The sequence below is a fragment of the Pseudomonas brassicacearum genome (assembly GCF_918698105.1).
GTDB classification, from domain to species: Bacteria; Pseudomonadota; Gammaproteobacteria; order Pseudomonadales; family Pseudomonadaceae; genus Aquipseudomonas; species Aquipseudomonas brassicacearum_F.
The window spans coordinates 1-24,981 of sequence record NZ_CAKKMI010000009.1; the positions used below are offsets into that span (position 1 = coordinate 1).

Here is a 24,981-nt window from a genome sequence, read left to right on the forward strand (position 1 = left end):
GTTTTCAACCCTCCGTCCTGTGTTCATGCAATGAGGTCAACGGATGTCCCACTACTGGCACTGTGGGGCTTGATGCATTAGTGCCTCGTTATAAGAGCAAATGAGCTCGGATAATGATTGAGGGATGAGATATGGCGGTGACCACGCAGGGCATCAAGTTGGACGAAGAAACGCGGGCCAGGCTGAAGTCGGCGTCGGCTAAGTTGGATCGCACCTCCCATTGGTTCATGAAAAAGGCAATCCTGAATTTTATTGAAAGAGTTGAAGGCGGGGCTGGTATCGAAGCGTTTATAGCGGATGAACTTCTGGAAAAAGATACGAGGCGCCACAGCATCGCACGACGGCTTCGCAAAAATTGCAGCACTGATGAATTGACCTGACCGCAAAAGCTAAAACTTGCTTCAGGATAATTAAAATACAACTTTTTGTTGAGGATCGACCGATGATTCAGGTGAACGATACCCGGCTTGTAAGCAAGCAGACCACGTTCGAAGAAATTCCATTTATTGATATCGCGCCGTTACTCGACGGGAGCGATCCGCGAAAAGTGGCGCGACAGATTGGCGAAACGTGTGAGAAAGTTGGTTTTTTCTATATTAAGAATCATGGCGTTTCTCGCGCATTGATCGACGCGATGTATGCTCAGACGAAAGGCTTCTTTGCCATGCCTTTTGATAAAAAGAATAAGTTGAACGTGGTCAATTCAGGTCCCACGCTTCGCGGCTACATTCCCATGTACGCGGAAAACGTCGATCCGGAAAATACCCGCGATTTCAAGGAATGCTTCGACTACGGCGCCCACTACGACGAAGTGTCGCCTTTCTTCGGGGCGAACTTGATGCCGACCGAGCTTCCGAAATTCTCGGATGTCTGCGACGCCTACCATGATGCGATGCTTGACCTGGCGCGCCAGCTCATCAGTGCCATTGCACTGAGCCTTGATCTGCCAGCGGACTACTTCGAAAAACTGCAACGCCAAACGATCACCATCCAGCGCTTGTTGCACTACCCCTCGCAGAGTGGCGAAATCTCACAAAAGGAGATCGGGATCGGAGCGCACACGGACTATGGTTTTCTGACGATCCTTTTCCAGGACAAGGTCGGCGGCTTGCAAGTACGCAATCGCGCGGGTGAATGGGTAAGCGCCCCACCGGTGGAAGATACGTTCATTGTCAACATCGGTGACCTGGTGCAAACCCTGACGAATGATCGCTACACGTCGACGATGCACCGCGTCATCAATACCAGCGGTGTCGAACGGTATTCCATTCCATTCTTCATCGACTTGGACTTCGATGCGACTGTCGAGACCGTGGCGACGTGCATCAGCGTCAGCAACCCGGCCAAATACACGCCCTACACTTGCGGACAACACAAATACAGTCGCTTTGTCGCCAGCTACACCCACCTGCAGGCTGTCGAGGCCGTCTGACGCCAACCATGGGTGGACCCGGTCACCGTCTGCCTAGAGACGGTGATTGTCCCGGGAGGCGTTGGGGTTACCCATAGGTATTCGACGAAGTACGTTCGTCACGAGGTGCCACACCAAAATACCCACGATAGCTTCTGGTGAACTGTGCAGCTGAACCAAAGCCGCACAGCGTGCCAATTTTCAGGACGGGCGATGAGGTCTGCTTCAACAACTGTTGTGCCCGGACTAAACGCAGCTTGAGGTAATAGCGCGCCGGAGAAAGGTCCAAATACTTATGAAACAGTCTCTCCAGCTGGCGACGTGAAACACCGACCTTGAACGCCAGCGCATTGAGTTCGAGGGGCGCATCCAGATTGGCCTCCATCAACAGGATGGCCGCTTGTAGCCTGGGTTGATTTTCGCCAAGTGTGTGCTTGAGCGGTATCCGTTGGTGATCCTGATCATCTCGCATGCGTTCGTACATGAACATATCGGAGATTGCGGCTGCCAATTCACGACCGTGTTCGCTCCTGATCAAGTGCAACATCATGTCCATCGGCGCCGTGCCACCGGCAGAGGTCAAGTGATTTCTATCGATGGAGAACAGGTGCGAAGTGGTCTGTGCTCCAGGAAAGTCTTCGCGCATCGCCGCCAGGCATTGCCAATGAACACTGCACCTGTGTCCCTCCAGCAGTCCGGCCTTGGCCAAGGCCCAGCTTCCTGTGCAGATGGCCCCCAGTCGGACGCCCAGGTGGGCCTGGTGCTGCAACCAAAGCACCTGTTCAGGGCTTACGCTGTTCTGAATACCCATCCCACCGCACACGATCACGGTACTTAACGCCGAGGCATCTTCCATTTTCGCGTCGGGCGTTATTTGCAAGCCGGCACTGGCACGCACAGGTTTTGCGTCCTTGCCCAGGGTTAGCCATCGATACAACTCTCTGCCGGAGAGCTGATTGGCCATGCGCAAGGGTTCTATGGCCGATGCCAGCGAGATGAACGTGAAATCATCCAACAAAAGGAATCCGATGGATCGTGGGGCAGGGCCCTGCGAAGTGGACACGGTATTGTGCTCCTCTTGGGGGCATATCCAAGCGTTCAGGCAATCAGAGTTCCGCACCTGCATGCCACTCCTTCCAGGCAATGGAAGAGCGCAGCCCCAGGCCCAGGAAGGGTTCCGGTGGATTCCAGCTGGGGTCGGGTTGATCGAGCATGATGTCCAGCAGCTCACTGTCCATTCCCACGGCGTATTCGGCGATCAGTTTGCCTGCCACGGTGCTGCGGGTCAGGCCCAAGCCGTTGCAGCACACGGCGCTGAACACGTCCGGGGCGATCTCGCCGAAGACCGATCCGGAGTTGCGCGAAATGCACAGCGCGCCGCCCCAGGTGTATTCGAACTGCACGCCCGGCAACATCGGAAAACGTGCCTCGAAGGAATGGCGGTGAGCGCGACGTACACGCTCAAGCGTACGGGGACTCGCTGCCAGGCGAGGGTTGTAAGTGAAGGAATTGCGGATGCAAATCCGGCCATTGGCGAGCCTGCGCACGGTGGTGCCCAGCGGGTCGGCGGGAATGAGCCCCCAGCTTTGCTCGCCGCCCAGGCGAGCCTGCTCCTCGGCGGTCAGCTCTCGGGTCAGGCTGGCGTAGGTGTAGACGGGCAGCAACCGACCCTTGAGTCCAAGCTGGCCGAACGGTGCCGCGTAGGCATTGTTGGCCATGACCATGCGTGGCGCGCAAAGCACGCCTTGGGCGGTCGTCAGCGCATGAGGTTTGCCAAGCTCAATGTTCAATACCGGGCTGTCTTCATACAACGTGACGTTCGCCGGCAACGATTGCGCCAGGCCCCTGCATAACGCGGCAGGTTGAACGAGTACGCAACCGGGGGCATGCAGCCCCGATTTGTAGAAGTCGGTACCGGTGATCGCTTTCATCCGCGCGGCATCGAGCATCGTGTAGGGCTCCCCCAATCCGCTCAGCCCTTTGGCAAAGGACTCAAGAGCGGCGATGCCTTGTGGATTGACGGCACCATGCAACTTGCCCTGCTCGCGCCAATCACACTCGATGCCTTCGCGCTGGACGATCTGGCGCATGAAATCGATGCCGCCACGGCTCAACCGGATGATTCGCTGGTCGGCGGTCCGGTCGGAGGTGTAGCTGTGGGACGTCAGGTCATGGGGCAAGTCCACCATGAAGCCGGAGTTGCGTCCGGCCGCACCGAAACCGACCCGCTTGGCGTCGATCAACGCAATCGACGCCTCGGGTAGAAGTTCGGCCAGTCTCCGGGCGGCAGCCAAACCCGCCAGGCCTGCGCCGAGCACCGCCCAGTCGGCCCTGACGGCGCCTTTGAGCGGGTTGCTGGGCGCGGGGGGTGACAGCGTTTCGTACCAACCGGGTTGACCATCGTTTTGAGGTAGGAAATTACATTGAAGCTGCATGGCAAACGCCTCCGCCGTATATGTCAGGCGCGATGAGCCGTCAGCTGTTCATAAACAATCTTGAATGCGCTTTTCTCTGCATCGCTGAGCGGTTGCAAAGGCAGGCGGGTCACACCCACCGGCTGGCCGGCCAATTCGCAGCCGTGCTTGATGTACTGGCAGAACTTGCCGCCTTGTTCGAGCAGGTTGAGCATCGGCAGCAGCCGGGTAGCCAGTTCACGACCTTTGATCATGTCCTTTTCCACGACGCACGCCTGGTACAGCGCGACATGTTCTGGCGCAAGGAAGTTGGACGCGCCGGCGACCCAGCTACGGGCGCCCCAAGTGAAAAATTCCAGCACCTGGTCATCCATGCCGCAGCTCACTTGCAACTGATCGGTGTGTTCGTTGAGCAGGCCGTGCATGCGTTCAATCGAGCCGGTGCTTTCCTTGATGGCCTGGAAGTTGGGACGACCCTTGAGCCCGTTGATGAACGCCCAGGACATTTCAGTTCCGGTCCGGGCCGGAAAGTTGTAGAGCATGATGGGCATGTCGAGCGCGTTATCGACGCTCAAGGCATGGACCAGCAGTTCTTGTTGTGTCGGTTGGCAGTAGTAGGGCGCGGCAAGAAGAATGGCATTGAAGCCCACTTTTTTTGCATGAAGGCCCAGCGTGAGGCTTTCCTGGGTGGTGGTGGCGTTGATACCCGCCATCAAGGGAATACGCGATTTGGTGTAGTCGGCGATGAAATCGAAAAGCGCCAGCCGTTCATCGTGGGACAAGGCATAGTATTCGCCCGTCGTACCACCGACGATCAGGCCATGCACACCTTGTTCGATAAGTGAGTCAATGATGTTTTCCAGCGACCTGAAGTCCACGGAGCCCGACGTATTAAAGGGAGTTACAACGGGAGTCCACACGCCATCAAAGTTCATACAGTGCCCTGTTATTAAAATAGTTGCGGTTTTGGTTTGTATGCAGATTACGGGGGGCAACGCTGGCGCAAAAGTAACATTTATTAACGTCAATACATGACCCTGCGTTATAAGTTGTCGCCGGGCCAATAGGGATCGCTGCTGGACTCGTGACTCACACCACTCATGATCAAAGTGCAGGCAGGCAGCCTGGGCCACGGCCGTGCAATCTGTCAGTAAACGCTATATTTCGTAGCGATTTTCCTTCGAGGGGGGACAGTCGAAGAAGGTGCTATAGCATTTGCTGAAATGAGGGGTCGAGACGAAACCGCAGGCAATGGCGACGTCAGTGACTGACAGTTTGGAGTTTTGTATCAAGCGACGCGCTTCTCTAAGTCGTAGCTCCAGGTAGTAGCGTTGAGGGGACGTGTTGATTTGTTCTCGAAACAGGCGTTGGATCTGACGCTTGGAAAGTCGAACGCATTCTGCGAGCAGATCCAGGCCCAACGGCTCTTCCACATTGCACTCCATCAGCTTGATTATTTCTTGCAGCGGCGCAGTCACGTTACGACCTTGAACCTTGGCCGAGGTCCGGAGCCGAGACTGGTGATAATCCAATAGATCAAACACAGCGTCTGCGACTTTAGGATCGAGGGCTGCGTAAAGCCATTTCATCATGATTTGAAAGGCGCCAGCGGGGTTGGACGCCGTGAGTCGGTCACGATCAAATACACCTGTGTCCAAGGTTACGGTCGTGTTAGGTGAAAACTCCGACAAGGCGATGCGTTGCTCTGCATGGATGGCGCATCGGTAGCCATCCAGCAGTCCTGCCTTGCCCAGGTACCAGGCACCATTCCACAACCCACCGAGCACAATGGGCATGCTGGCGAGTTTGTTCAGAAGCTTTGTCAGCCCTTCCGGGACGACTCTGGGCGTGCGTAGCCCGCCGCAGACAACCATCAGATCCAGGGCCGCGATCCTGATATCGGTCAGGGGCGTGTCGGGTCTGATGGGTATTGCCAGGTCGCTGATGACCTCGCAATCGTTGCGACTGAATGTATGGACTTTTATCGACCCGGGCTGGATGAGGTTTGCAGTCATCAGCACGTCCAGGCACTGAGCGAAGCACGTCAGGGAGAAGTTATCGAGCAGGAGAAACCCTACGCTCGATGCTTTGCTGGCCTCAATCGATTGACTCATGACTTGGGCTTCGTATCCAGCAGGAAACTGTCGTCGAAAGGGTAGTGGGTGAGCAGTTCATAACCGGTTTGCGTGACCAGCAGTTGGTTCTCCAATTTGATGCCATCCTGCCCACCCACTTCACCCACATACGCCTCGACACAAAGGGCCATGCCTGGCTGTAGCTCACCTTCGTATCCGTAGGATTCCAAGTCTTCCGGGTAGCGAATGCTTGGGTACTCGTCACACAGGCCTACACCGTGGTAAAGCACGCCGTATCGTTGCGCCCGGTAGGGCTCGGGCAGGCGGTGCGCCTGGGCGGTCAGCTCGGTAAAGCGTACGCCTGGCTTTATCAACTCGGTGTTGTGGATGATGTGGTCATGGGCAATTCGATAGAGGCGCTTTTGTTCGGCTGTTGGCTCGAGTCCCCCACAGATCCAACTGCGGGACATGTCCACGCACATGCCGTAGGTGCCAATCAGGTCCGTGTCGAACGACAATAAGTCGCCATCGTTCAATACCCGTGGGCCCGACTCCTGGAACCACGGATTGGTGCGTGGGCCGGAGCTGAGTATTCGCGTTTCGATCCACTCTCCGCCCCGGCGGATGTTGCCGGAGTGCAGGGCGGCCCAGATATCGTTTTCCGTCGCTCCTGCCCGCAAGGCCTGATGCATTTCGGCGATGGAGGCTTCGCATGAAGCCACTGCGCAGCGCATTGCCTTGATTTCGTCGGGGCCTTTGATCATCCGCGCAAACTCGGTTACTTCCTGGCCGCTGCAAATCTCCACCGCGAGTGCATCCAGTGCGCGTACGCCTGCGACCTCGATCCGGTCTACCGCCAGGCGCCGATTGGTTCCGGCGTGTTGACGCAGCAGCTCGTCGATTTGACCTGCGAAATGCCGGGCATGGCGATCGGTGTGCTCACCGGTCTCGAAAAAGAAGAAAGACGCGCCGCTGCGTAACTCGGTAACCAATGGCAAGTGGGCAGAGAGGTGATCACAGCCATGGAAATCCCACAATACGACGTGGCCGCTGGCAGCCACGAAACACGCTCGCGCGGGATTATGAGTTGTCCACAATTGCATGTTCGTGGTGTCGGTGGCGTAGCGGATATTCAGCGGGTCAAACAGTAGGATGCCGCCCAGGTCACGGGCTACCAGTTGGTCGACTATCCGCTGCAGTCGATATTGGCGCATGGTCGGTAGATGAGGCGCTTGCAGGCCCAATTGGGCCCACTCCGCGAAAGCCAGTGGTGTAGGTCCTATCTCGACGCGATTGTTGTCGTCGATGGAGCCGTCGGCTTTCAGCGCAGCTGCGCGCTGCCTGGCTGGGTCGATACGGCGAGCGCCGGCCGGAACTGAAAAAGGTGAAGTCGTCATGAATCCCATCCTGATTTCATTACAGAAGGGGCTGCTCAAGCGAGTGATAGTCGAGCAGCGGCGCAAAGAAAAAACCAGCATGAATACCGCAATCAACGTACCGGGATACATCGCCACTTCACCCAGCCTTGAGGACAACTGTGCCGATGACTGGATAACCATCGGACACAGCACGTCAGTCATTCAAGGCCAGGCTGGGTGGCCAGGCGACAAGTGCGCCTGGCGAAGGGGGAGGGCCGTTACTTGCTGGCTTGGGTCGCCGCCCGGGAAGCTTGGAGCCAGGCGTCGAATTGCTGACGGTGAGCAGCGATCCACTCCTTGGCATGCCGGGTGATATCTGCTGGCTTGTTCTCACCCTTTTGCATTCTCAGGTTCTGCGCACTTTCGTCGTCAGTACTGATCTGCATTTGCGAAAGAAACTTCAGGGCTGCTGGATTCTTGTTGGCGAAGTCCCTGTTGAGTACCGCCTCTACCTTGTCTACGGCGAAACCGAGATTCTTGCCTTTGTACGAGGTGTCGACTTTGTTGTTGCCGCCTGGCAGGTCGGTGTACGGCACTTCGAGCCACACCACGTCTTTACCTTCGACCAACACGCCGGCGATCCACTGAGGTACCCAGGTGTAATAGAGGATCGGCTGGCCCTGTTTGTAGCGGGTGATGGTATCTGCCATCAACGCGAAATAGGAGCCGCGATTGTGGTTGACCGTTTTCTCAAGACCATAGGCCTTGAGGTGATGGTCAATGGTGAGCTCACAGCCCCAACCTGGGTTGCAGCCGGTCAGGTCCGCTTTACCATCGCCGTCGACGTCGAACAGCTTCGCGATCTCTGGCTTCTTGAGGTCAGTCAGGTACTTGATGTTGTAGGCGTCAGCCGTCTTTTTATCGATCAGATAGCCCTGCAGTACCCCAGGCATGACATCGCCTGCCTTGACCATGTCCTCGTCACCGCCCGCTTTCTGGTAGAAGGAGTCGTGGAGCTTGTCCCACACGTGCACAGTGAAATCCGCGTCGCCGCTGCCCAAGGCCACCAGCATGACGGAGTACTCGGTTTCCTTCGGCTCCTTGACCTTGTACCCCAGCTCACGCAGACCCTCCATGGCGATCTCACCACGAAAGCGCTCTTCGGCGATGGAAGGAAAGATCGGCGTTACCGATACACCATCGCCTGGCTTATCCGCCGAGGCGATAGCATGGAATGACAAGACGGTCAGGGCGACAGCCGAGATGCACCGCCGGATGTTGCGGGAGACTTTCAATTCGCACATTTCACATACCTTTCGCTGTTTTTTTATTGAAGTGCGGCAGTTCTAATCGAAGTTTCAAGCAGTCTTGCGCTGCGCTGGAGGCTGGCGTGAGCCAAAGAGGCGCATGACAAGCCCGACCGGACCGGTGTGGTACCAGCGTAAACTTGGGTCGGCTTTGCTGCGTTCCCCCATGGCCTGTGTGAGGCGATCAAGGAAGATTGCGAGTAACACCAGCCCGACTCCCCCTACGGTGGCCAAGCCCATGTCCAAGCGGCCGATACCACGCAGGACCATCTGCCCCAGCCCACCGACAGAGATCATCGAAGCGATGACCACCATCGACAGGGAGAGCATCAGGGTTTGGTTGAGGCCCGCCATGATGGTTGACGTGGCCAATGGCAATTGCACGCGCATGAGCATCTGCCGCGGCGTGCAGCCGAAAGCGCGGGCAGCCTCGATCTTGTCCTCCGGCACTTGGCGGATACCTAAATTGGTCAGGCGCACCAGTGGCGGAAGGGCAAAGACGATGGTCACCAGAACGCCGGGGACGTTACCGATGCCGAATAACATCACCACCGGTACCAGATAGACGAAGGCCGGCAGCGTCTGCATGGCATCCAGCGCGGGTCTTATGGCCCGTTCCAGGTGGTCGTTCCGGGCGCTGATAATTCCCAGGGGTACCCCGAACAACGCACAGAAGAACACTGAGGTCAGGACGAGGGACAGCGTGGTCATGGATTCGGACCACACGCCGATCGAACCGAGCAAGGTCAAGGTCACCAGGCACAGCAGCGCCATGCGCTTGCCAGCCAGTTGCCAACCCAACAGCGACGACAGCAGGATCCCGATAGTCGGGGGGATACTTTGCAGGACGTACTCAACGCTGTTGAGAACTTGGTCGATCGGCCAGCGGACCGCCCTGAACACGTCCCGGAAGTTGTGGACGAGATAGTTGAGGGCGTTTTGCACCCATTCACCCAACGGGATGATCGCCGACTGGAAGGGGTCTAAAAAGCTGAAATCTGACATGGTGGCTACCTCTTTTGTTTTCACCGACGCTTAATGGCGACTCAGGGTTTGAAGTAGCTGACTCTTGGAAAGCGTCCCCTTGAGGGCGCCTGCGCGGTCAAGCACCGGCACTGGATAAGGAAGCGTCGCGGCGATATCCAGCACGTCATGCAGCGGTGTATCGAGGTAGACGGGGCGTTGTTCGTGCAGGCTGTAGCGTTGACCCGCCACGTCCGGCGCTACGCCACCGTTGCCATCGGTATCAACGACACCCAGCAATTGATCTTGCTCGTCGATCAGATAGCCATAGGGGGTGCCTGCCTTGAAACTGGGGGCTTTACCATTCACCCGGCAGATCATTTGCGGATCCAGTTGAGCCACATCTCCGGCAGTCAGCACTCTCGAACTGTCGAACCCCTTGAAGAAGTTGCGCACATAGTCCGTCGCCGGCTGGTTGATCAGTTCCTGCGGAGTACCGATCTGGACGACCCGGCCACCCTCCATGATCGCGATGCGGTGGCCGATACGAATGGCTTCTTCGATGTCGTGGGAGATGAAGATGATGGTGCGCTGTTGTTCAGCCTGCAGGCGGATCAGCTCGCCCTGCATCTCGCTGCGGATCAGTGGGTCGAGGGCCGAAAATGCCTCGTCCATCAGCAGGATCGTCGGATCGTTGGCCAATGCCCTGGCCAGTCCCACACGTTGTTGCATGCCGCCCGACAGTTGATGAGGGTAGCTGTGCTCCTGGCCCGCCAGGCCAACCTGGCTCAAGGCTTCCCGAGCGCGCAGATGGCGTTCTTTCTCCGGCTCGCCGGCGATTTCCAGGCCAAAAGCGGTGTTCTCCAGCACACTCATGTGGGGCATCAGGGCGAAGGACTGAAACACCATGCCCATTTCCTTGCGCCGCACGTCGAGCAAGGCTTTATCCGAAAGCCCGGTAATTTCGCGGCCGTTGAGGTGAATGCTTCCCGAGGTGGGTTCGATCAAGCGATTGAACAGGCGCACCATGGTTGATTTGCCAGAACCTGACAGTCCCATGATCACGAAAATTTCGCCTCGCTTGACCGAGAAACTTGCATCAAATACACCGACCACGTGGCCGGTTTTATCAAAAATCTCGTTCTTGTCGGCGCCATTGCGCAGCATTTTCATGGCGATGTCTGGATTAGAACCAAAGACCTTAAAAATGTTTTTTACCGAAAGAATTTCATCGTCATGGCTCATACGACCCTCTTCTTATCTTTATGACCAAATATTTAACTTGTCTCAGTCGCTATTACAGCTGGAGGGCAAGCGCATATTGGCAGTCCGTTCGAATACCGAACGTGAGTCATTGCGGTGCGCCATAGTTCTGCCTTGAACTGTTGAGTCATCCCGTGGCTCATGCGCACCCGTTATGGCGTTAGTCACCTTCATGAGGCGTCCAATGCCATGTTCTTATTTATGTATGGAAACTGTTAAATCAAATGGACGATTTATGTCCGGCCCGTCTCGGTTTGCGCTGCTTATAGAACGCTTGAAGCCGCTTCCGTCAGGCGCCGGGTCATGACCTCGCAGTACCAGTCAACGAACTGGTTTACGCCGTTCTCTACCAGCGGTGAGTACGGGCCCGGTTGATAAGCGGGTGACGTGACGCCGACCTGGGCGCCTTCTACCAGGCGTCGATCCTGGTCATTGGTCGCCATCCAGACCTTGGTCAGGCGCTCGATATCGTAGTCCACCCCTTCCTGCGCATCCTTGTGCACTAACCAGCGGGTGGTGACGACGGTCTCGCCCGGGCCACGAGGCAACACTCGGAAGCTCAGTGCGTGGTCGCCAAGAAAGTGATTCCAGGTCGATGGATAGTTGAAGTACAGCAGCGCACCGATATTATCGACGCCACTGCGATCCAGGCGTCCGGTGACGGCAGGCTTGCCGTCCATGGTGTAGCTGCTGGCACCATCACTGAGGGGAATCCGGGTCATCCGATATTGACCTTCGGGATCCATGTTGATCCGGCTGGCCAACCCTGCTGCCTCGCAAGTGCTCCAGTGGGCGGCAAGCTCGGGATCTTCGTCACCGCCGATGCCCTGGACGGATACGTTTTCTACAAACGACTTCAGCAGTTCTGGGTGGGTCCCGTCACAGTGATAGCACTCGCGATTATTCTCGAAGACGAGTTTCCAGTTACCTTTCTCGACCAGGTGCGCTTCGAAGGCAACTTTGCAGTCTTCCAGATGGTGAGGGCCAATGAACGGCGAAACAGCGCTGCGGAACTTCTCGAAATCCGGTGCCGCCTTGGCGACGCAGACATAAATGTAGCTGTGCACCACTTCACAATGCGCCGGTATAAGCCCATGGTCGGCCGCGTTGAAGTCCGGGCCCATGTTGCCGGCGTAGAGAAGCTTGCCATCGAGTTCGAACGTCCACTTGTGGTAGGGGCAGACCAGTTTCGCCACCTTGCCTTTTTCCTCGGTACAGACTTTCGAGCCACGATGGCGACAAGCGTTGTGGAACGCGCGGACGTCACCGTCTTTTCCTCGTACTACGACTACCGGGTAATCACCGATCTGCAAGGTCAGGTACTGGCCTGGCTTCTCCAGTTCAAACGTGTGCCCCGCAAAAATCCACTCCCGATGCCAAATCTGCTCCAGATCCTGGCGATACAGATCGGCATCAGAATAAGCGGCGCCAGGAAGACCATGCTGCGGTTTACGCTGCTTGATCAGGTCTAATACATCGGTGTACTTAGGCATTTCTTTCATGCACTCCTTATTATCGGGGCTTAGTGCAGCGTTTCTGGTCGCCCAGATAAATCGCTGACTTGGCAACGCTGCGAACTTGTTTCAACGCTGTGTCCAATTGAGCTAGCCTTACGGCATGGATGCGCCGGATTGCGGTCGCTACTGCTTGCAAACAGTCTAGGACGAGGCCATAGGCCTGAAGAATCGACATTTTTTATGGGGTAATGATGATCTACTGTCATGGTTAAGCAGACCGAACCCGATCAGGCACTGATCAAGATGCCCTCGCTGCGCGCGGTCAAGGCCTTCCTGGCTGCGGCCAGGTATCAGAATTTTACCCGGGCCGCTGAAGCGCTCTGCGTGACGCAGGCCGCCATCAGTCGCCATATACGGGATTTGGAAGAGCATCTCGGGACCGAGCTTTTCGATCGGGCAGGGCGTGCCGTCAAGCTGACCAACGCCGGCTCCAACTTCTATGATGTGGTGCAGTTGTCATTCAGCAGCATCGCTCAGGCCGCTGAGCGCATGCGCAATAACGCTGTCTCCAAGCATGTGGTCACGCTGTGCTGTTCGCCGGCCTTTACCAACTTTTGGCTCGGGCCGCGACTGCCGGCTTTTTTCGAAGCCTACCCTGAGATTGATCTCAACCTGGTGGTGACCCAGAACTTCCTGTCCATGGATACGGGGGTGCATCCGGATATCATCATCTGCAAGATGATGAAGAGTCACGACGGCTATCACAGCGAGCCTCTGATGTGCGACGTCATCTACCCCGTGTGCACACCGCTCTATCTGGAGCAGCATCCGGAGCTGCAATCCATACATGGCCTTCGCGACAGCGCGTTACTGAACCTCAGCCCCTTCGGGCGCTCGCAAGTGGCCGAGCATCTGGACTGGTATGGATGGCTCGCTCACTACGATATCGACCTCAAGGCGCGATCCAGCACGGCGTCTCACTTTTTCAACGCCAACGACTACAGCCTCTTGATCCAGCTCGTGCTGGGCAGTCAGGGGGTCGCGTTGGGCTGGCATCATCTGGTAGCGCCGCTGATTGAGAAGGGGCTGCTGGTGCGTCCGGTCGAGGAAAAGCTGGTGCACAAGGAAACCCTTCACTATTTGAATTTCAATGAAGACAAAGCGCGCGATGCAAGCTGCTGCAAGCTGCGCGACTGGCTCTTGGCGCAGTTCGATACGGAGGGGTTGGAGGAGCCGGACGTAGCCCTTGCATAACCGCAGATCATCAGTTGCTCCACATAAAAGTCGCTGTGTGCTGTTCCCGCCTGTCTTTATTCTTTCACCTTGAGAGCCAAGAACCAACGCGTGTCTCAAGGTGAAGGAATGACCACTCTTTCCTGAACGAACAAATACGAGTGCTGGTTGATATCGGCGCGGTTCGTGTCGTATTCGCCTTCCCGGAAATTCAGTTTCCGCTGGCGTTGATTATTCAGCGTCGAATATCACCAGCATTCGAATAAGTAATCAGTTGCCCATCAGTGCCGATCCGGTAACCGTTGTAGCGGTCACGTTGTCGGTATCTGTCGCTCAAAAAAAGAATGCGGGGAAGACCATAATGACTCAGTTGAAAACAACAGAAGAATACCAGTCGATTGCTCGGCAACTGTCCTTGCCAAGTAAGGCTGTGATCGATGGTGAAATACGCTCGGCACTTTCCGGCGCAACCTTCAGTACCGTCAATCCCGCCAATGGCGAGCACCTCGCCGATGTGGCCGCTTGTTCGTCAGCCGATGTGGACGTGGCCGTCACCGCCGCGCGGGCCGCGTTCAATGATGGTCGTTGGTCAAAGCTTCATCCCAGTGCGCGTAAGCAGGCGATCCTGCGCCTGGCTGCGTTGATCGAAGAAAATGCGCTGGAACTCGCGGTGATGGAAAGCCTGGACAGCGGCAAGACCATTTTCGACTGCCAGACCGTCGATGTGCCGGAAACCATTAACTGCCTGCGCTGGCACGCCGAAGCCATCGACAAGATCTATGACCAGGTGTCACCAGCTTGCGACGGTCATCTCGCGTTGGTGGTGCGTGAGGCTATCGGCGTGGTTGGCCTGGTCTTGCCTTGGAACTTCCCGCTGTTGATGCTGGCCTGGAAAATCGGCCCGTCGCTGGCCGCGGGTTGCTCCTTGGTGGTCAAGCCGGCGGAAGAAACCTCGTTGACGACCCTGCGCGTTGCCCAGTTGGCCTTGGACGCCGGCATCCCCGCCGGGGTGTTCAACGTCGTGACCGGCGGCGGGGCTGAGGTCGGTGAGCCCATTGGCCGTCACCCTGATATCGATGTCATCTCTTTCACGGGCTCGACCGATACCGGGCGTCGCTTCCTGAAATATTCCGCCGAGACCAATCTCAAGGAAGTGGTGCTGGAGATGGGTGGAAAGAACCCTTGCATCGTCCTGGACGATGTCACTGATCTGGACAGTGTTGCCTCGCACATCGTCAATGGTGCGTTCTGGAACATGGGGGAGAACTGTTCCGCCATCTCTCGATTGATCGTGCATGAGGACATCAAGCATGCCCTGGTCGAGCGCATCAAGCACTTCGCCAACGACTGGCATGTGGGTGATCCACTCGATCCGGCCAACCGCGTTGGCCCGTTGGTGTCCACCGAACATTTCAGCAAGGTCAGCTCCTACCTGGGCCAGGGTGAGCCGGTGCTCTTCGGCGGGCAGACCAGCCAGGGGCGGTATGTACACCCGACCATCATCGAGGCCTCAAGCAATGACGCGAGACCTGCGCGCGAAGAAATCTTCGGCCCGATCCTCACGGTCATCACCGTCAGCAGCCTGCAAGAAGCGGTGACTGTGGCCAACGACACGGACTACGGACTCGCCGCCTCGGTGTTCACGGACAACGGCAAGCGAGCCATGCGTGTCGCCCGCGCCCTCAAGGCCGGGACAGTGACCGTCAACTCGTTTGGAGAAGGTGATATCACCACACCCTTTGGCGGTTACAAACAATCAGGTTTCGGTGGCCGCGACAACTCGCTGCATGCCCACGATCAGTACACCCAGTTGAAAACCATCTGGCTGGACCTGTCCAGCGAGGAATAAGGGGCAAGATTCAATGTCCGCATTCGCTTTTTCCGGTATCAACCTGGCCGTTACGACGCCTTTCGATGCCCAAGGCAAGATCGACTATCCGCGTTTCGAGACATTGCTTGAGCGCTACCTGGCTGCCGGCGTACAGGGTTTTGTCCTGAGTTCCGGGACCGGCATGCATGTGTACCTGAGCAAGGAGGAATCCAGGCAATTGGTTGCCTTCGGCGCCAAAGTCATCAATGGGCGTGCTCGCGTCATCGTGCAGACCTCTGCGTTATTGGCCGACGAGGTGGTGGAGCGCACCCGCCATGCTGCCGAATGTGGAGCCGATGGCGTCATGGTGCTCCCACCGTTTTTCGAAGGCCCAACCGACGACCAGGGCATCGTTGACTTCTACTCCACGGTATCGGAAGCCGGGCTGCCAATCATTGGCTACAACGTGCCTCAGGCCGTGGGCGTAGAAGTGACCCCGTCGCTGTTTCGCCAGTTGAGCGAGATTCCGAACTTCGTGTCGGTCAAGGACAGCAGTGGCGACCTTGCCGCCCACGCCTCGTTGATTCGCACTGGGCTGCCTACGATGAATGGCGCCGACCCGCTGGTGCCCTACGCGCTCTTTGCCGGTGCCGCGGGCCTGATCTGGGGCGGGGCGAACATGGCGCCGCGATCGTGCGTTGCCGTGGTGGATGCCGCCATGAAACAGGACTGGACACGTGTCCGGGAGATCTGGCGGTCGATCGAGCCGGCGATGTCGTTGATCTGGCAGGGTGACTATGTGCAGTCGGTCTATGCCGGCGCTGAGATCAGCGGTTATGGGGCGGGGAATCCGCGTCGGCCACTGGCGCGTTTGTCCGCCGATAAAACCGATGTGCTCAAGGTTGCCCTTGAGCCGTTGATCGCTCTCGAGTCTGACCTTGCCTGACGACATTGGGAGCAACAGTCATGTACGTGGCCAACAAGTTTCCAAAAAACAGCAGTGTTTGCGCTTGGGTCGCCATGCTTGCAGCGCGTATGCCAAGCGCACCGCTGGAGGGCGCAGTGACCGCTGACGTGGCGATCATCGGCGCGGGCTTTGCCGGCCTCTCTGCCGCACGGCGGTTATCCCAGCTCGATCCAACATTGCGGGTTGCAATACTGGAAGCCGGTGCTGTCGCAGAGGGGGCCACCGGGCGCAATTCAGGCTTCATCATTGATTTGCCCCATGAGGTCAGCTCGGAAGATTTCGGCGGCTCGTCAACCGACCGAGCTCGACGGGATATCACGCTCTACCGGACGGCGATCGGCTTGGCCACGGACATGGCGCAGGAGTACGGCTGGGGGCGCGATATCATTGACCCATGCGGTCGCTACAGTGTGGCTATCAGCGAGAAGGGCGATGCTCACATCAAGGCTTATGCCCGACAACTGCAGGGGCTCAATGAGTCCCATGAAATCCTGGATGCCAAAGGCATTCATGAGGTGACGGGCAGCCAACTCTATACCTCCGGACTCTACATGCCCGGTACGGTGATGGTGCAGCCAGCGGCCTACATACGAGCGGTTGCAGACAGTCTGCGCAATCCGGTAACGCTGTATGAAAACTCTGCGGTCCGGTCTTTCGACAGGCAGCCAGGAGGCTGGTCAGTTAAAACATCCAAGGGCACCGTAACGGCCAAACGCATCATTTTGGCCAACAACGGTCATGCACAGAGCTTTGGCCTGTTTCCTGGGCAACTGCTGCATGTCTTCACCTATGCGTCGATGTCGGAGCCTTTCGACCCACGACGCCTGAACGGTAAACGCGACTGGGCTGCCACGCCGGCGCTGCCCATGGGCACCACCGTGCGCCGGGTCAGTGGCGCTGATGGTGATCGCATCCTGATCCGTTCGCGTTATTCCTATCACGCCGGGCTGGAAATCAATGAGGGGCACGTGCGAAGTGCAGGGCGCGTTCACGATGGAAAATTCGCTGATCGATTCCCCAACCTCACCGGCGTGAAGATGCAGTATCGATGGGGTGGTCCGATGGCGCTGACCTGGAACAGCGTACCGATTTTCGGAGAGATCGAACCAGGGCTGTTTGCTGCCTGTGCTTGCAATGGCTTGGGCGCATCGAAATCCACGGCGGCCGGGATTGCAGCCGCTGAGGCAGTAGTGGGGCTGAAATCGCCTCTGGTTGAAGTGTTCTCGAACTATGAATCGCCGAAAAATCTTCCCCCGCAGCCGTTCCTGAGCATCGGCGCGAAAGCTGACTTACGATTACGCGAATGGCGTGCCGGGCGCGAATGACGTTGTCACGAAGCCGCAAGTCCCATCGAAATGGAATGAGCCATGAGCGATCAATTGGACACCGTGGTACGTGCTTACAATGTTCCCAGGCCCCAGTTCGGCATTCTCTTGTGTCTCCTCTCAATGCTGGTGTTTGCAAGCCAGGATGGGATCACCAAGGTGCTGGTCAAAGACCTCCCAATCGCGCAGTTGGTGATGGTGCGATATTGGGTATTCCTGGCTTTTGCTGTCGGCTATAGCGTCTACCAGGGAAGCCTGCGCACGGCCTGTCGAAGCCGCCACCCTTATCAGCAGGTCATCCGTGCCCTGATTGGGGTGGGCGAAATTGTCTTGTTTGGATTGGGGTTGCGCTATCTGGGGTTGGCGCAAATGCATGCACTGTATGCGGTGTTCCCGTTGATGACACTGGCGTTGGCCGGGGTATTTCTGGGGGAGTTCATCGGTGTGCGTCGATGGGTTGCCGCGGCCATAGGCTTCACGGGGACGCTGGTCATCCTTCGGCCTGGCACCGGTGTTTTCGAGCTTGTAGCACTGATCCCGCTTTTGTCTGCCTTGGGGTTCGCTGTCTTCAGCGTGCTGACCCGTCGGATCAGCCAACATGATTCGTTCGCCACGAACATGCTTTACATGGGCTTCTTCGGCGCGATCACCAGCACCTTGTTGGGCCTTCCCGGATGGATGGCGCCGAGCCCGATGCAATGGGGCCTGATTGCGGTGCTTTCCACGACAGGCGTGGTGGCCCAGCTGTTATTTCTCCAGGCGCTGAAGTATGCAACGGCGGCCACACTCCAGCCGTTCAACTACACGCTGCTGGTGTTTGCCACGCTGATTGGCCTGCTGGTATTCGGTGAGCTGCCAGACACCTGGACGGTGGTGGGGGCGTGTCTGGTGATTGCCGGTGGCATGTATGCGATCAAGGCGAAAGGGTAGCGGTCTGGCGGATACCCAGCGAACTGGCTACTGGTTCCTGCCCAACGCGGCCTGTTTCCCATCGAACGCATATTCATGTGGGAGCGAGCTTGCTCGCGAAGAGGCCGGCACAGTCAACCTACCTGTCGACTGTGAGACCGCCATCGCGAGCAAGCTCGCTCCCACATGTGAACTTGCGCTGGCCTCAGTTTAGAACTTGAAGCGCCCAACCAGTCCCTTGAGCTGCCCGGAAATATCGGTCAGACGCCCCGAGCCGGTTTGCGCCGAGTGGGCGAATTCCTCGACCAACTGGGCATCGGCATGGATCTGCGCAATGTGCCGGTTGATGTCTTCGGCCACCTGGTGCTGCTCCTCTGCCGCCGTGGCGATCTGCGTATTCTGGTCGCGAATCGAGTCCACCGAGTGACGGATCTTGTCGAAGCTGTCGCGGGCCTGCTGGATGCGTTCCACGCTGGTTTGCGACACCTGCAGGCTGCTTTGCATCTGTTGGGTCACTTCCTGGGTGCGCCGTGCGAGGTTGCCCAGCAGGCTGTCGATCTCGCCGGTGGAGTCGGCGGTACGCCGTGCCAGCGCCCGGACTTCGTCGGCCACCACGGCGAACCCGCGACCTTGATCGCCGGCCCGTGCAGCTTCGATGGCGGCGTTCAGGGCCAACAGGTTGGTCTGTTCGGCGATGGAGCGAATGGTGTCGAGGATGGTGTTGATGTTCTTGCTGTCCTGTTCCAGCGCCTGCATGGTCTGGGTCGACTTTTGCAGGTCGTCGCTCAGTTTCAGCACGCTGCCGGTGGCTTCGCCGATGTGGTGCTGGCCATCGTGAACATCGCGATAGCCTTCGTCCGCACTGGAGGCCGCCTGGCTGCACGAACGGGCCACTTCGTTGGCGGTGGCGACCATTTCGTTGAACGCGGTGCTCACCAGCTCCACGGCCTGGCGCTGGCGCCCGGCAGCGTCGTTCATGTTCTGGGCCACCTGGCTGGTATCGGCTGCGGCGGTTTGCAGGTCGGAAGAGGCGCTGCCGATGCGTTGCATCAGTTGCGCGATCATGCCCAGGAACTGGTTGAACCAGCCCGCCAGGGTGGCCGTTTCGTCCTTGCCCTGTACCGAGAGCTTGCGGGTGAGGTCGCCTTCACCTTCGGCGATTTCCTGCAGGCCGTTGGCAACACCGCGGATCGGCCGCACGATGACGCTGGCGAAACTGGCGCCCACCACGGCGAAGACCACGGCCAGCGCTGCGGCGATGGCGGCGATCAACCAAGTCAGGCTCGAGGCCTCGGCCATCACTTCATCGCGTTTGATCAGGCCGATGAAGCGCCAGCCCAAGCCTTTGGAAGTGACTACGTTGGCCATGTAGGGCATGCCGTCGATTTCAATCTGGGTCACACCATCGCTGCTTTTGGCCAGCTCGGCATAGTTGGGGCCCAAGTCGGCCAGGGGCTTGAAGTTGTGCTTGGCATCGGCAGGGTCCACCAGGACGTTGCCGTTGGCTTCGACCAGCATCAGGTAGCCGCTCTCGCCCAGCTTGATGTTCTTGACCAGTTCGGTCAGTTGCTTGAGCGATACGTCGAGGCCGACCACGCCCACCACCTTGCCAGCGGCGTCTGAAACCGTATGTACGATGCCGATCAATGACACATCATCCGGTGCCCAGTAATAGGCATCGGTCTTCACGGTGGTGCCAGGATTGGCGACGGCCGCCTTGTACCAGGGGCGCACGCGTGGATCGTAGTTGGAAATCTTCGGATCATCCGGCCAACTGGCGTAGCCACCGTCCTCCAGGCCCAGGGAAAGATAGGCTGTGGTCGGGTGGCTCTTGGCGAATCTGTCAAAGATATCCAAAAGCTGTTTGTTGTTTTCGGGGAGAGGAATTTGTGCGGCGTCGGCACCGGAATAGTTTTTCAGGTCCTTGGCTGCGACGATCCGCGGATCTTTGGCGAAGAATTCGACGTTTTGCATGATGCCATCGAAGAACTGCTTCATGCCGTTGTCGATCTGACGGATTTCTCGGCCGCTGCTGTCCAGGAAATTGGCCTTTGCGGCATCGCGCAGGTTCAGCACGACAAGCACCGCCACCAGGATAACCGGAAGGCAGGCGATGGTCGCGAACGCCCATGTCAGCTTCTGTTTGATATTCATGACTTCTCCCGCGAAATGTTTTAAGTGTTGGAATGGCGGAAACAGCTGTGGTTGGCGTTGCGAGTCTCTTGAAGGGAAAAGCACCCATGCCTACTGCCAGTGTATCGACCAAAGTCGTAGGCACTTGAGGCTTGCCATTTTGGCGCGGGATGATCGGTAGACGGCGCAGGCGCGATTGCAGCCGGCTTCACTAGCCTGGAAGATAACGTGGTTTGCCCTGCGCCTTCGCCCTGGGGTTCAAGGCACGCTCGTGCAGCAAATCCTCATCGTCTTTAATGTATTAACGAGGCCCTATGCCAAGCGCATTCGAGAGCGTACTCAAAAACAAGAACATGGCTTATCGACCGCTCGGATCAGCGCCAGCCAGCCAGGCGCCGATCCGCGTCGCGTTCGTATTGATGGACAACTTCTCGATGATGTCCTTCACCGGCGCGGTGGACGCGCTGGTGACCGCCAATCTGATGAGCGACATGCCCCTCTATGAAGTGCTGACGGTGGGGGTTTCAGGTGGGCAAGTGACGAGCGACCTGGGCATCGTCATCTCGACCGACATGGAACTGGCGCAGATGCCAGAAAACCAGGACGTGCTGATTGTCGCCGGGGGCTTTCGCGTGAAGTTGCAAGGCCATGCCTTGCTGCGGCGCAAGCTGCGCGCCCATGGGGCGTGCGGGGCGATACTGGGCGGGCTGTGGAACGGTGCCTTCTTCGTGGCCGATGCCAATCTGCTGGATGGTTTCGAATGCGCTGTCCACCCGGAAAGCCGCGCCATGATGGCGGAGGTATTTCCCCATGTGAAGGTGTCCAGCCGGGCCTATGTGGTTGATCGGGAGCGGGTCAGCTGCGCGGGCGCCAACAGTTCGCTGCGCATGATGCTCCAATTGATTCGCCAGACGGGCGGGGCGGCGCTGGTGGGCGCCATCGAGGAAATTCTTCGCTGTGATGAGTCCGGCGATGATGCGACGGACTTGCCGCCGGTTTTCGTCGAAACCGACCCGACACTGCCGGAAAGCCTCAAGCTTGCTCTGGAACTGATGTGGCAAAACGTAGAAGAGCCGTTGACCATCGATGAGCTGGCGGCGTGCGTCAAGATTTCCAAGCGGCAGTTGGAGCGGCGGTTCTGCAGTTTTCTCGGTGCGACTCCCACACGCTATTACCTGGAACTGCGCTTGACGCGTGCCCGCCAGCTCATCCAGCAAACCAATCGATCCGTGACCGAAATCGCCGTGGCGACGGGCTTCGTCAGCTCCCCGCACTTCCAGCGTCGTTTCCGGGATTTTTTTGGTGTGCCGCCGGGTAGCTATCGCTCGAAATCGGAGCGCAAACAAACCATGCGATGAAGATGCTGGCAGATCAGAGATGAGTTTTCAGAGTGAGGAGAGGGCGCTGCCGCGCCGTAGCGCGAGCTGTGTGAGAGTAAGCCTTGTCCCCCCACAGCTCCCCGCGCTACGGACATAAATCAGGTGTTATCGTCTGTTTGTGTTTCGGTGGGCAGGTCTTCTGTTTTTGGCGCGGTTTTCAAAGCGGTCAAGGTGGTGTCCTTGCACAGCAGTTTTCCAACTTCGTCGGCTATCGAACCGTCGACGATTCGCCCTTCCATCGGGTCGAATTGGGCTTCTTCCACTCCTGAAAGACTGCTGTACATCCCCATGTGCCGAACATTGCGGTTGGCGCAGTCGAGTTCAATCTTTGTGTAGTTGGTGAAGTAACTGCCCGATCTTTGTATGGTGGCCTGGATGGCTGAACCGCTGTCGATAAACGAGACGATGGAGTACACGGCGTCCGAATCATCGTAGAAATAATTGATGTTCAGATCGTCCGCGGCTGCATTGCACGCAAGAGAAAGTAACGTGAGGGATATAACGTTTTTCATGCTTTCTTCCGTGAATAAACGAGTCAGGAGAGTCAGTGGCAATTCATTTTGCCTTCGGTAGCACCCAACGACCATTGCTCAGAAACGAGGTTGTTTCGAGAACTTTATAGGTCGACCCGGCACGTGGCAACAGACGAGCGTATTGCGGCGGCCAGTGAATCGTTCCCAGTGCGCCGCTCTCCATTTATCAAAGCCTGGATTTGTCAGGTTGCCTGACTTTTTTTAGATGTTTTTCGCCTGAAATTCGTCATTGATCATGGTTTCAGGACTTTCGAGTGTTTTTCACTCATTGCGGGGAGATAAGCAATGTGGGAGCAGGCTCGCTCCCACAAGGGTTCACGGTTGTGTCACGGCATCTGTGGCAGTTCCTGCGCCCGCAGATCGAACACCAGCACTTCGGCATCCTGGCCGTTACTGAAGGTCAGGACTTGCTCCTCGCGCACCCGCACGCCATCACCTTCCTGTAACGGTATGCCGTTGAGCTCGGCAGCGCCTCGTGCCACGTGTACGTAGGCATAGCGATCCGGCGCCAAGGTCAAGGTGGCGCTTTGCTGGCCATCGAACAACCCGGCGTAGACCCGCGCATCCTGGCGCACGTGGAGCGAGCCGTCGGCACCGTCGGGAGAGATGATCAATTGCAGGCGGCCGCGTTTCTGCTCGCTGCTGAAATGCTCCTGTTGGTAGCGTGGTTTGGCACCACTGACGTTAGGCACGATCCAGATCTGCAGGAAGTGCACCGGCTCGTCCGCGCTATGGTTGAACTCGCTGTGGGCCACGCCGCTGCCGGCGCTCATCAACTGCACGTCACCCGGGCGAATGACCGAGCCTGTGCCCAGGGTGTCCTTGTGTTCCAGCGCCCCTTCGAGCACATAGGAAAAGATCTCCATGTCCCGGTGGGGATGTTGGCCGAAACCCTTGGCGGCGGCGACCCGGTCATCGTTGATGACCAGCAGGTCGGAGAAGCCCTGTTGGTTGAGGTCGCGGTAGTTGGCGAACGAGAAGGTGTGGAACGAGGTCAGCCAGCCGTGGCGGGCAATGCCGCGATCCGAAGCTTTGCGAAGGGTCAGCATGATGATTCTCCTGATGTCTATGGGCGGCGGCTGGGCCGTTCGCCGGGTACAGAAGAAGGTTAATGGTTATCCATATGTTCAATAAGCAGTTGAAAAACGAAAGACTGTCCGCTTTGGGTGGACAATACAGAACCCTACCGGCCAATGCTTCGCTTCGACATAATGCTGACGATAAACCCTGTGGGAGCGAGCTTGCTCGCGATAGCGGTGTGTCAGTCACATCAATTCCAACTGCTCCGCCGCTATCGCGAGCAAGCTCGCTCCCACAAGAGGTCTCACAGTTTCTGGATTTTTGGCGTCTTCCCGATGAAAACCATTGCAATGGTGCTGTTCCCGGATTTTTTGCTGCTCGACATGGCCGGGCCCCTGGAGGTGTTTTCCATCGCCAATCGTTACCTCGCAGGGGACCTGCGTTATCAGTTGCTGACCCTGGGCACCGAGCGCGGGCCATTGCGGGCGTCCAACGGCGTGACGGTGCAGGCCGATATCCATATCGACCAGGCCTGGGCGGCCTATGACGTGTTGTTGGTGCCGGGCGGGCCGGGGGCCTATAACGACCAGCATCCGGGGCTGCATACCTGGCTGCGGGCCGCGGCGCAACGGGCTACGCGCTACGGTTCCATCTGCACCGGCGCCTTTGTGCTCGGTGAGGCGGGCTTGCTCGACGGTTACCGGGTCACCACCCACTGGCATTACACCGAACGCCTGATCCAGCGTTTTCCCAAGGCGCTGGTGGAAACCGACAAGATCTTCCTGCAGGACCGGCGCTTGATCACTTCCGGCGGCGTCACCGCCGGGATCGACCTGGCCCTGTCCATCGTGGCCCAGGACCACGGCCGCAAAGTTGCGTTGGACGTGGCCAAGGTGTTGCTGGTGGTGATGAAACGCCAGGGTGGACAGGCGCAGTTCAGCCCCTCGGTGGCGGCGGTGTCGACGCAGGAATCGGCCATCACCCGAGTGCAGAATCATGTGATGGAACGTCTGGAGGAACCCTTTACCATCGAGCGCATGGCCGCGTTGGCCGCCATGAGCGCGCGGCATTTCGCTCGGGTCTTCGCCCGTGAAGTGAAGATGACGCCCATGGAGTTCCTGCAAGGCGCGCGCATCGACCGGGCGCGTCATCTGCTGGAAACCACCGACCTGCCGCTCAAGACCGTGGCATTTCGCAGTGGCTTCGGCAGTGTGCGGCACATGCGCTTTTTGTTCGGTGAAAAGCTCGGCCTGACCCCGGTGCAGTATCGCCAGCAGTTCAGTTGAGCCATCGGTGTCCGTCCAGGGCACTGTGATGTCCGTGGCGCTCCCTGTGCCAGCATTGTCCTGAGGCCCGCGCCTGCCAAGATAACGGCGAACCCTTTGGAAAGGATGCGCAGGAGCCAGGGCAGACGTGTTCGGTGA

General features: G+C 57.9%; 19 protein-coding genes and 3 pseudogenes. 9 read left to right on the top strand and 13 right to left on the bottom strand.

Features of this window, described 5'->3' with window-relative positions; translation table 11 throughout:
- Positions 1-131: 131 nt before the first annotated feature.
- Entirely contained in the window at positions 132-380 is a 249-nt protein-coding gene (locus LQ215_RS05635; RefSeq protein ID WP_230147812.1) for a transcriptional regulator, read from the top strand.
- A 62-nt stretch (positions 381-442) separates the two neighbouring features.
- The gene (locus LQ215_RS05640; protein WP_230147814.1) at positions 443-1,432 is read left to right on the top strand and encodes an isopenicillin N synthase family dioxygenase; all 990 of its coding nucleotides are present in this window, start codon (positions 443-445) and stop codon (positions 1,430-1,432) included.
- 76 nt (positions 1,433-1,508) lie between these two features.
- Here LQ215_RS05640 and LQ215_RS05645 read toward each other — a convergent pair.
- From LQ215_RS05645 to LQ215_RS05685, 9 genes and pseudogenes are all read right to left on the bottom strand, one after another.
- Positions 1,509-2,537 (bottom strand): annotated as a pseudogene (locus LQ215_RS05645) (GlxA family transcriptional regulator); the annotation flags it as partial.
- A complete protein-coding gene (locus LQ215_RS05650) occupies positions 2,518-3,846 on the bottom strand; it encodes an NAD(P)/FAD-dependent oxidoreductase (protein ID WP_230147815.1) in 1,329 nt (442 codons plus the stop codon). The gene LQ215_RS05650 and the pseudogene LQ215_RS05645, both read right to left, overlap by 20 nt.
- A gap of 23 nt (positions 3,847-3,869) precedes the next feature.
- Positions 3,870-4,760, bottom strand: a complete 891-nt coding sequence (gene dapA, locus LQ215_RS05655; RefSeq protein WP_290369092.1) for a 4-hydroxy-tetrahydrodipicolinate synthase — start codon at positions 4,758-4,760, stop codon at positions 3,870-3,872.
- A gap of 222 nt (positions 4,761-4,982) precedes the next feature.
- A complete protein-coding gene (locus tag LQ215_RS05660) occupies positions 4,983-5,939 on the bottom strand; it encodes a GlxA family transcriptional regulator (RefSeq protein WP_230147820.1) in 957 nt (318 codons plus the stop codon).
- The gene (gene dddP / locus LQ215_RS05665; protein WP_230147822.1) at positions 5,936-7,297 is read right to left on the bottom strand and encodes a dimethylsulfonioproprionate lyase DddP; all 1,362 of its coding nucleotides are present in this window, start codon (positions 7,295-7,297) and stop codon (positions 5,936-5,938) included. The genes LQ215_RS05660 and dddP overlap by 4 nt, the downstream gene beginning before the upstream one ends.
- 239 nt (positions 7,298-7,536) lie before the next feature.
- Positions 7,537-8,562 (bottom strand): glycine betaine/L-proline ABC transporter substrate-binding protein ProX, encoded by a 1,026-nt coding sequence (gene proX, locus LQ215_RS05670; RefSeq protein WP_230147824.1) that lies wholly within the window; start codon positions 8,560-8,562, stop codon positions 7,537-7,539.
- A 54-nt stretch (positions 8,563-8,616) separates the two neighbouring features.
- A complete protein-coding gene (gene proW, locus LQ215_RS05675; protein WP_230147826.1) occupies positions 8,617-9,570 on the bottom strand; it encodes a glycine betaine/L-proline ABC transporter permease ProW in 954 nt (317 codons plus the stop codon).
- A gap of 30 nt (positions 9,571-9,600) precedes the next feature.
- Complete coding sequence (locus LQ215_RS05680; RefSeq protein ID WP_230147828.1) at positions 9,601-10,773, bottom strand: quaternary amine ABC transporter ATP-binding protein; 1,173 nt, start codon at positions 10,771-10,773, stop codon at positions 9,601-9,603.
- A gap of 281 nt (positions 10,774-11,054) precedes the next feature.
- Positions 11,055-12,284, bottom strand: coding sequence for an aromatic ring-hydroxylating oxygenase subunit alpha (locus LQ215_RS05685; RefSeq protein ID WP_230147974.1), 1,230 nt, complete (start codon positions 12,282-12,284; stop codon positions 11,055-11,057).
- 228 nt (positions 12,285-12,512) lie between these two features.
- Between LQ215_RS05685 and LQ215_RS05690 the strand changes: the two genes are divergently transcribed.
- The 5 genes from LQ215_RS05690 (at position 12,513) to LQ215_RS05710 (ending at position 18,513) form a co-directional block, all read left to right on the top strand.
- A complete protein-coding gene (locus LQ215_RS05690) occupies positions 12,513-13,502 on the top strand; it encodes a LysR family transcriptional regulator (RefSeq protein ID WP_230147830.1) in 990 nt (329 codons plus the stop codon).
- Positions 13,503-13,842: 340 nt separating this feature from the next.
- Positions 13,843-15,330 carry an aldehyde dehydrogenase gene (locus tag LQ215_RS05695; protein WP_230147832.1) on the top strand — a complete coding sequence of 496 codons (1,488 nt, stop codon included), beginning with the start codon at positions 13,843-13,845 and terminating at the stop codon, positions 15,328-15,330.
- A gap of 13 nt (positions 15,331-15,343) precedes the next feature.
- Positions 15,344-16,237: a dihydrodipicolinate synthase family protein gene (locus LQ215_RS05700; RefSeq protein ID WP_230147834.1), complete on the top strand. Its 894-nt coding sequence runs from the start codon at positions 15,344-15,346 to the stop codon at positions 16,235-16,237.
- A gap of 20 nt (positions 16,238-16,257) precedes the next feature.
- Entirely contained in the window at positions 16,258-17,583 is a 1,326-nt protein-coding gene (locus LQ215_RS05705) for an NAD(P)/FAD-dependent oxidoreductase (RefSeq protein ID WP_230147836.1), read from the top strand.
- A 42-nt stretch (positions 17,584-17,625) separates the two neighbouring features.
- Positions 17,626-18,513: a DMT family transporter gene (locus LQ215_RS05710; protein ID WP_230147838.1), complete on the top strand. Its 888-nt coding sequence runs from the start codon at positions 17,626-17,628 to the stop codon at positions 18,511-18,513.
- Between the two features lie 189 nt (positions 18,514-18,702).
- Here LQ215_RS05710 and LQ215_RS29695 read toward each other — a convergent pair.
- Both LQ215_RS29695 and LQ215_RS29700 read right to left on the bottom strand, forming a co-directional pair.
- A pseudogene (locus tag LQ215_RS29695) lies at positions 18,703-19,212 on the bottom strand (methyl-accepting chemotaxis protein); the annotation flags it as partial.
- Between the two features lie 351 nt (positions 19,213-19,563).
- A pseudogene (locus tag LQ215_RS29700) lies at positions 19,564-20,646 on the bottom strand (HAMP domain-containing protein); the annotation flags it as partial.
- A 293-nt stretch (positions 20,647-20,939) separates the two neighbouring features.
- Here LQ215_RS29700 and LQ215_RS05720 point away from each other — a divergent pair.
- Positions 20,940-21,983: a GlxA family transcriptional regulator gene (locus tag LQ215_RS05720; protein ID WP_230147841.1), complete on the top strand. Its 1,044-nt coding sequence runs from the start codon at positions 20,940-20,942 to the stop codon at positions 21,981-21,983.
- A gap of 119 nt (positions 21,984-22,102) precedes the next feature.
- Here LQ215_RS05720 and LQ215_RS05725 read toward each other — a convergent pair whose 3' ends face one another.
- Positions 22,103-22,516 carry a hypothetical protein gene (locus tag LQ215_RS05725; RefSeq protein WP_230147843.1) on the bottom strand — a complete coding sequence of 138 codons (414 nt, stop codon included), beginning with the start codon at positions 22,514-22,516 and terminating at the stop codon, positions 22,103-22,105.
- Between the two features lie 347 nt (positions 22,517-22,863).
- Entirely contained in the window at positions 22,864-23,586 is a 723-nt protein-coding gene (locus LQ215_RS05730; protein ID WP_230147845.1) for a pirin family protein, read from the bottom strand.
- Positions 23,587-23,892: 306 nt separating this feature from the next.
- Here LQ215_RS05730 and LQ215_RS05735 point away from each other — a divergent pair, with 306 nt between their 5' ends.
- Positions 23,893-24,843, top strand: a complete 951-nt coding sequence (locus tag LQ215_RS05735; RefSeq protein ID WP_230147847.1) for a GlxA family transcriptional regulator — start codon at positions 23,893-23,895, stop codon at positions 24,841-24,843.
- Positions 24,844-24,981: the final 138 nt, after the last annotated feature.

Coding starts and splice junctions, on each gene's coding strand:
- LQ215_RS05635 (WP_230147812.1), top strand. CDS start 132: ATGGCGGTGACCACGCAGGGCATCAAGTTGGACGAAGAAACGCGGGCC.
- proW (WP_230147826.1), bottom strand. CDS start 9,570: ATGTCAGATTTCAGCTTTTTAGACCCCTTCCAGTCGGCGATCATCCCG.
- LQ215_RS05700 (WP_230147834.1), top strand. CDS start 15,344: ATGTCCGCATTCGCTTTTTCCGGTATCAACCTGGCCGTTACGACGCCT.
- LQ215_RS05650 (WP_230147815.1), bottom strand. CDS start 3,846: ATGCAGCTTCAATGTAATTTCCTACCTCAAAACGATGGTCAACCCGGT.
- LQ215_RS05685 (WP_230147974.1), bottom strand. CDS start 12,284: ATGCCTAAGTACACCGATGTATTAGACCTGATCAAGCAGCGTAAACCG.
- LQ215_RS05695 (WP_230147832.1), top strand. CDS start 13,843: ATGACTCAGTTGAAAACAACAGAAGAATACCAGTCGATTGCTCGGCAA.
- LQ215_RS05690 (WP_230147830.1), top strand. CDS start 12,513: ATGGTTAAGCAGACCGAACCCGATCAGGCACTGATCAAGATGCCCTCG.
- LQ215_RS05735 (WP_230147847.1), top strand. CDS start 23,893: ATGAAAACCATTGCAATGGTGCTGTTCCCGGATTTTTTGCTGCTCGAC.
- LQ215_RS05680 (WP_230147828.1), bottom strand. CDS start 10,773: ATGAGCCATGACGATGAAATTCTTTCGGTAAAAAACATTTTTAAGGTC.
- LQ215_RS05720 (WP_230147841.1), top strand. CDS start 20,940: ATGCCAAGCGCATTCGAGAGCGTACTCAAAAACAAGAACATGGCTTAT.
- proX (WP_230147824.1), bottom strand. CDS start 8,562: ATGTGCGAATTGAAAGTCTCCCGCAACATCCGGCGGTGCATCTCGGCT.
- dapA (WP_290369092.1), bottom strand. CDS start 4,760: ATGAACTTTGATGGCGTGTGGACTCCCGTTGTAACTCCCTTTAATACG.
- LQ215_RS05660 (WP_230147820.1), bottom strand. CDS start 5,939: ATGAGTCAATCGATTGAGGCCAGCAAAGCATCGAGCGTAGGGTTTCTC.
- LQ215_RS05725 (WP_230147843.1), bottom strand. CDS start 22,516: ATGAAAAACGTTATATCCCTCACGTTACTTTCTCTTGCGTGCAATGCA.
- LQ215_RS05710 (WP_230147838.1), top strand. CDS start 17,626: ATGAGCGATCAATTGGACACCGTGGTACGTGCTTACAATGTTCCCAGG.
- LQ215_RS05730 (WP_230147845.1), bottom strand. CDS start 23,586: ATGCTGACCCTTCGCAAAGCTTCGGATCGCGGCATTGCCCGCCACGGC.
- dddP (WP_230147822.1), bottom strand. CDS start 7,297: ATGACGACTTCACCTTTTTCAGTTCCGGCCGGCGCTCGCCGTATCGAC.
- LQ215_RS05640 (WP_230147814.1), top strand. CDS start 443: ATGATTCAGGTGAACGATACCCGGCTTGTAAGCAAGCAGACCACGTTC.
- LQ215_RS05705 (WP_230147836.1), top strand. CDS start 16,258: ATGTACGTGGCCAACAAGTTTCCAAAAAACAGCAGTGTTTGCGCTTGG.